Source organism: Gluconacetobacter azotocaptans (genome assembly GCF_014174355.1).
Classification (GTDB): domain Bacteria; phylum Pseudomonadota; class Alphaproteobacteria; order Acetobacterales; family Acetobacteraceae; genus Gluconacetobacter; species Gluconacetobacter azotocaptans.
The window spans coordinates 378,664-385,594 of record NZ_JABEQF010000004.1; the positions used below are offsets into that span (position 1 = coordinate 378,664).

The 6,931-nt window shown below is 69.1% G+C and carries 6 protein-coding genes and 1 pseudogene; all 7 read left to right on the forward strand.

Going from position 1 to position 6,931, the window contains the following annotated elements; genetic code table 11:
- The first annotated feature begins 2 nt into the window (after positions 1-2).
- Complete coding sequence (gene xdhC, locus HLH34_RS07595) at positions 3-833, forward strand: xanthine dehydrogenase accessory protein XdhC (protein WP_183118980.1); 831 nt, start codon at positions 3-5, stop codon at positions 831-833.
- Positions 833-1,774 (forward strand): LysR family transcriptional regulator, encoded by a 942-nt coding sequence (locus HLH34_RS07600; protein ID WP_183118981.1) that lies wholly within the window; start codon positions 833-835, stop codon positions 1,772-1,774. The genes xdhC and HLH34_RS07600 overlap by 1 nt, the downstream gene beginning before the upstream one ends.
- A gap of 278 nt (positions 1,775-2,052) precedes the next feature.
- Positions 2,053-3,507, forward strand: a complete 1,455-nt coding sequence (locus HLH34_RS07605) for a SidA/IucD/PvdA family monooxygenase (protein ID WP_183118982.1) — start codon at positions 2,053-2,055, stop codon at positions 3,505-3,507.
- A gap of 56 nt (positions 3,508-3,563) precedes the next feature.
- Complete coding sequence (locus HLH34_RS07610) at positions 3,564-3,755, forward strand: DUF4089 domain-containing protein (RefSeq protein WP_183118983.1); 192 nt, start codon at positions 3,564-3,566, stop codon at positions 3,753-3,755.
- An 8-nt stretch (positions 3,756-3,763) separates the two neighbouring features.
- On the forward strand, positions 3,764-5,116 hold the full coding sequence (locus tag HLH34_RS07615) for an AtzE family amidohydrolase (RefSeq protein WP_183118984.1): 1,353 nt from the start codon (positions 3,764-3,766) through the stop codon (positions 5,114-5,116).
- A gap of 4 nt (positions 5,117-5,120) precedes the next feature.
- Entirely contained in the window at positions 5,121-6,713 is a 1,593-nt protein-coding gene (locus tag HLH34_RS07620) for a gamma-glutamyltransferase family protein (protein ID WP_183118985.1), read from the forward strand.
- Positions 6,707-6,931 (forward strand): annotated as a pseudogene (locus tag HLH34_RS07625) (Zn-dependent hydrolase); the annotation flags it as partial. The gene HLH34_RS07620 and the pseudogene HLH34_RS07625, both read left to right, overlap by 7 nt.

The window sequence follows — 6,931 nt, forward strand, 5'->3', positions numbered from 1 at the left end:
CCATGGACGAGATCATATCCGCCATGCGCCACTGGCTGGCCGATGGTCAGCCGGTGGCGCACGTGCGCATCCTGTCCACGCGGGGGTCCACCCCGCGTGAGGAAGGAGCGTTCATGCTGGTGACACCAAGCGCGCAGGCCGGGACCATCGGCGGCGGACGGCTGGAATGGGATTGCGTGGCCGACGCCCGGATGCTGCTGGCCACGGATGGCCCGGCCGTGGAGCGTGACATCGTTCTGGGGCCGGACATGGGGCAATGCTGCGGCGGCGCGGTGCGCGTGCGCATCGAGCGCGCCGACCCGCCCTTGTTCGACATGCTGACGCGCGAGATCGCGGCCGTGCGCGCTGCCTGGCCGCCGCTGCTGCTGTTCGGGGCGGGGCATGTCGGCCGCGCGCTGGCGCGCGCGCTGGCGCCGTTGCCGCTGCGTCTGGTCTGGATCGACCCGCGTTGTGAAGAGTTCGGCGTCGTTCCCGACGGGGTCGAGGCCCGGATCACGGCCGACTGGGAGGGCGCGATCGCCGCCGCCCCGCCTGATGCGGGGGTGCTGGTGCTGACCCCCAGCCACGCCCTGGACGCGCTGATCGTCGGCGCGGCGCTGGAACGTGGCGATTTCCGCTATGTCGGGTTGATCGGATCGAAGACCAAGCGCCGTCGGTTCGAATCGGGGTTCCGGGCGCTGGGACTTCCGGAAGAGCGCATCGCAACCCTGGTCTGTCCCGTCGGCGACCGTGGCATCCGGGACAAGCGGCCTGAAATCATCGCCGCGCTGGTCGCCGCCGAGATCGTCGAGACCCTGTTGCAGGATCGTCCTGTCCCGGGAGAGGGTGCGTGATGAAGGTGGACAGGACGGCGCGGATGATGCGGCTGCATGCGCGCTGCATCCTGTATTTCAACGCGGTACGGGACAACGGGTCGATCCGCGAGGCTGCGCGGCAGTTGAATGTCACCCCCTCGGCGCTGACACGTCAGATCGCGCAGATGGAGGACGAGATCGGGTCGCCGCTGTTCGACCGCCTCCCGGGCGGGATGAAGCTGACCGCCGTCGGTGAAATCGTCACCCGCCATATCGTCACGGTCATGCAGGACGCGGCCCGCACCGACGACCAGATCGCGGCCCTGAGCGGCCTGCGCGGCGGCGGCGTCAGCCTGATGGCCGTGGAAGGCGTCGCGGGCGACCTGCTGTCGCGGCTGCTGTCGCGCATGGCCCGAACCTATCCGGATGTCGCGTTGTGGGCGGAAACCGGATCGCCCGATGCCATCATCACGGCGCTCGGCGGGGGCACGACCGACGTGGGAATCGCGTTCTCCCTGGAACCGCCGGACGAATTGCGCCAGGTGGCGGTCGCCCATTTCCCGGTGGGGGTCGTCATGCGCCCCGATCACCCGCTGGCGACGCGCCGCGCCGTGGGGGTGGAGGAGTGCGTGGCCTACAAGCTGATCCTGCCGTCCGACTCCCTGTCGCTTCACCGGGTCATGGACCCGATGCTGCGCCCCTGGCGCGATCGGCTGGAGGTGGTGCTGGAGACGGGATCCATCGAACTGACCAACCGGATGGTGGCGGGGGGCGTCGGCCTGGCCTTCCAGTCCCGGCTGGCGCTGGAATTCGAGATCGAACGCGGGACGCTGGTGCATGTTCCGCTGGACGACCCGCGCGCCACCACGGACCTTGGCGTTTATGTCCGCGACGCGCGATGGCTGCCCCCGGCGCTGGAGATGCTGATCGTCGAGGTGCGCGACGCGCTGCACGAACTGGAAACCGTTGCCCGGCGATAACGGCCGGCCGGGTCGCGATGTTGTCGATTTCGCAACGGATTGATGATTTTATTATACTGGACGAAACACCCCACGCACCCGGATAGTTTCGACGTCAGGATGGTGCGAGTGGGAAAGCCGGTCCGTGCCGGGGGGCGCGGACCGGCCGTCCGGACAGATCGGCCTGCGATTTGGGCCGAAGGCCTGAGCGCATTAAAATATTCTAAAAACAAGGTATTGGAGCGCATGTTTCTTAAAACGCTTCAAAACCTCGGGGCGACAGTCAGGGAGGCGTGGCGATGGCCGCCGATAGCGAAACTCTTTCGGTGGAAGGGGAGCTGGCGGCGCTGAACGCCGCTGTCCGCCGCGATCTCGATATCATCAACTATCCCCGCCATGCCTGGACGCCCCGTCTGTCCCGCGATGGCGCGCCCGTACTGGATGTCGCGATCATCGGCGCCGGACAGGGGGGGCTGGCGACGGCGTTCGCCCTGCAGCGCGGCAACATCACGAATGTCCGCATCTTCGACCGCGCCCCGCGCGGCGGCGAGGGGCCGTGGATCACCTTCGCCCGGATGATTACGCTGCGGACCCCGAAATACGTTACCGGCCCGGACCTGGGGATTCCCGTCCTGACGCCGCGCGCGTGGTACGAGGCCCGCTACGGCGCGCAGGCATGGCAGGATCTGGGCAAGATCCCCCGGGAAGACTGGCAGGCCTATCTGGACTGGTATCGCGCGGTGCTGGACCTGCCGGTCGAGAATGACCGGTCGTTCGAACGGGTCGAATGGGACGATGGGCTGCTGCGGCTGACATTTCGGGATTCGGCGGGCCGAGAACACCGCCAGTGGGCGCGAAAGCTGGTGCTGGCGACCGGCATCGACGGCAACGGGGCGTGGCATGTTCCCGATTTCATCCGCGATGCCCTGCCGCGCGATCGCTACGCCCACACGTCCGACCCGATTGATTTCGCCGCGCTGAAAGGCAAGCGGATCGGCGTCCTGGGCGCCGGGGCGTCGGCCTTCGACAATGCCGCGACCGCGCTGGAGGCAGGCGCGGCCTCGGTCGCACTATGCCTGCGCCGCAAGGTGATCCCGTCGGTCAACCCGTATCGGTGGATGGAAAATACCGGATTCCTGGCGCATTTCCCGTCTCTGCCCGATGTCCTGCGCTGGCGGTTCATGCGCCAGATCTACGATCTGAACCAGCCTCCGCCGCAGGACACGTTCTGGCGCTGCCGCCGGCATCCCACTTTCTCCTACCACACCGGCTGCGGCTGGAATGCGGCGCGGATGGAAGGCGGGGACGTCATGGTCGGCACGCCCGACGGCGAGAAACGGTTCGATTTCGTCATCATCGGCACCGGCTTCGCCACCGATCTGGGGCGCCGGCCCGAGACGGCGTCCTTCGCCGGTTCGGTGGCCCTGTGGCAGGACCGTTTCACCCCGCCCGAGGGCGAGGACAGCGCCCTGCTGTCGGCCCACCCTTATCTGGGCGACAGCTATCAGTTCCTGCCGCGCGACGCCGCAGACCCGTTGGCGCCGATGCTGGCGAATATCCATAATTTCACCTTTGGCGCCACACCCAGCATGGGCCTGTCCGGCGCGTCCATCAGCGGCATGCGCTTCGGCGTGGAACGGCTGGCGCGTGGGCTGGGGCGCGCCCTGTTCGTGGCCGACGGCGCGTATCATCTGGACAGCCTGCTCAATTACACGACACCGGAACTGGTCAGCCTCGATCCTCCCGATGCATGATCCGTTCGGTGCGCGCCGACCCAGCGGCGCGCACCGAACGGAATGAGGATATATCCATGAGCGAGACTCACGACGATCCGGCGCGGGCGTTTGTCACGGCCCTGGCGCGGGATATCGGACTGACGATCCCCGAGTCCTGCCTGCCGGGCGTACTCGCCAATCGGGAGCTGCTTCGGCAGTATGCCGACCTCGTCAATGGCTTCGCATTGCCCGACACGTGCGAACCCGCGTTCGACTACCAGCCATGAGCGGCCCCATGACGGACATTTCCAGCGCCATGAGACTGGCCGCCGATATCCGTGCCGGCCATACGACCGCCGTGACCGCGGTGACCGCCGTCATCGCCGACATCGAGGCACGCGACACCCGGATCAACAGCGTGACCCGGATCTTTGGCCCCCCCGCCGTCGCCGAGGCCGAGAAGATCGACCGGCGGATCGCCGCCGGCGAGGACCCCGGCCCGCTGGCCGGCGTGCCGTTCGGGGTCAAGGACCTGTTCGACGTCGTGGACGAGGTGACGACGGCGGGGTCGGTTGTCCTGCGCGAATCGCGCCCGGCGACGCATGACGCCACGGTGGTCGCGCGCCTGCGGGCCGCGGGGGCCATTCCGGTCGCCAGCCTGAACATGGACGAATTCGCCTACGGCTTCGCCACCGACAATGCCCACCACGGCATCACACGCAACCCGCACGACCTGGCCCGGCTAGCCGGCGGATCGTCCGGCGGATCGGCGGCGGCGGTGGCGGCCGGCCTGCTGCCGTTCACGCTGGGGTCGGACACCAACGGATCGATCCGCGTGCCGGCGTCGCTCTGCGGCGTCTGGGGGTTGAAGCCCACCTTCGGCACCGTGCCGCGCGACGGCGCCTATCCCTTCGCCGCCAGCCTGGATGTGGTGGGGCCGTTCGCTGGGACGCTGGAAGATCTGCGCCTGGTCTACGAGACGATGTACGGCGCGGCGATGACGGATCTTCCGTCGGTCGGCACGTTGCGGGTGGGGCGGCTGGGTGGCTGGTTCGCCAACAATGTGTCCGAACCGCTGGCCCGCGCCATCGACGCGGTGGCGGCGCATCTGGGTGGCGCCGAGACCGTGCAGTTGCCCGAGGTCGCGCGGGCCAGGGCGGCGTCGTTCCTGATCACCGCCGCCGAGGGGGGCAATCTGCATCTGCCGCGCCTGCGGCGGCATGCGCAGCAATACGACCCGGCGACGCGCGATCGCCTGATGGCGGGCGCGCTACTGCCGGCCACGACCGTTATCCAGGCCCATCGGTTCCGGTCGTGGTTCCGGGCGCAGATCCATGCCGCATTCAGCAATGTCGACGTGCTGATCGCCCCCGCGACGGTCGGCGAGGCCCCGCGCATCGACCAGCCAACCATCGTGGTGGACGGGCAGAACGTGTCGGCGCGTGCCAACCTGGGCCTGTATACCCAGCCGCTCAGCCTTGCGGGGGTGCCGATCCTCAGCACGCCGCTGGCGGGGACAGGGGGGCTGCCGCTGGGCCTGCAACTGGTCGCGGCGCCGGGACGCGAGGCGGCCCTGTTCGCGGTCGCCGCCGAACTGGAACGCGCGGGCCTGGCCGGCCGGGCCCCGCTGCCGGCGAAGGGGCGGTAGCATCATGCTGCACACGCCGCGTTCCCTGCGCGGGATGGTGACGTCCCCGCATCACCTGGCCAGCCAGGCCGGGCTGGACGTCCTGAAGGACGGCGGCACGGCGATCGAGGCAGTGGTGGCCACGGCCGCCGCCCTGGCGGTGGTCTATCCGCACATGACGGGCATCGGTGGCGACGGGTTCTGGCTGGTGCTGTGGCCGGATGGCCGTACCGCCAGCATCGATGCCTGCGGTGCGGCGGCGGCCCGCGCCGACCTGGCGTTCTATCGGGCGGCCGGGGTCTCCTCGATTCCGTGGCGCGGCCCGCTGGCGGCCAACACGGTCGCGGGCACCGTGTCGGGCTGGGACCTCGCCTTGTCATGGAGCCACGCGATGCGGCCCGGCCTGGGGCTGCATCGGCTGCTGCGCGACGCCATCTATTATGCCGAACAAGGCGTCCCACTGACGGAAGGGGGGGCTGACCTCACACGGGCCAAGATCGGCGAATTGGGTGAAATTCCCGGCTTCCGCGACACATTTCTGCCGGGCGGACGTCTGCCGGACGTAGGCTATATTCTTCATAATCAGGCGCTTGCGCAGAGTTTTCGACGCCTGGCGGCCGATGGGCTCGACTCGTTCTATCGCGGGGCGCTGGCCCACGACATGGTGGCCGACCTGCGGGCGCTGGGCAGCCCGCTGGACCTGGCGGACCTGAAAGCGCACCACGCACTGTCACGGCCGCCGCTGCATGTCGATATCGAGGGCGCGCGCCTATTCAACATGGCGCCCCCGACCCAGGGTGTCGCCTCCCTGCTGATCCTGGCGTTGTTCGACCGCCTGCGCGCCGGGCAGGTCGATGGGTTCGACCATGTCCATGGCCTGGTCGAGGCGACAAAGCAGGCCTTCCGCTACCGCGACGCCCATGTCGGCGATCCGGCCTTCATGACGGTCGGGGCGCAGGATATCCTTGACGACACCGCGCGCCTCGATGCGATGGCGCAGGCCATCGACCCGGCGGTCGCGGCCCCCTGGCCGCACCCGTCGCAGGCGGGCGACACGGTCTGGATGGGCGCCGTCGATGCCGATGGGATCGCCGTCAGCATGATCCAGAGCGTCTATTTCGAATACGGGTCGGGCGTCGTTCTGCCGCGTACGGGCGTGATGTGGCAGAATCGCGGGTCCAGCTTCCGCCTGGCCGACGACGGCTGGAACGCCCTGCGTCCGGGGCGCAAGCCTTTCCATACCCTCAACCCTGCCGCCGCGCGGTTCGAAGATGGACGGACCATGGTCTACGGCACCATGGGGGGCGAGGGGCAGCCCCAGACCCAGGCGGCGGTATTCAGCCGGTACGCCCGCTACGGCGTGCCGTTGCAACAGGCGGTGACGGCCCCGCGCTGGCTGCTGGGCCGCACATGGGGCGAAGACAGCGTGACCCTGAAATACGAGGACCGCTTCGACCCGGGCCTGATCGCGCGGATGGAGCAGGCCGGACATGCGCTGGAACGCATGCCGCCGTTTACCTCCGTCATGGGTCATGCGGGCGCGCTGGTGCTGCATCCCTCGGGCCTGATCGAAGGGGCGACGGACCCGCGCAGCGACGGGGCGGTCGCGGCATGGTGACGTCGCCCTCCGGCGCGCGCGCGGTTGCGCGGTGCGACGAACTGGGCGCGTCCCCCTATTCGGACGAGCCGGGGCTGCTGTTCCGGCCGTATCTGGGCGGGGGCCATGGCGCGACCCTGGACCGGCTGGCCACCTGGATGCGCGAGGCCGGGATGTCGGCGCGGATCGACGCGGCGGGCAATCTGCTCGGCCGCTATGAAGGGCTGGCCGCCGATGCG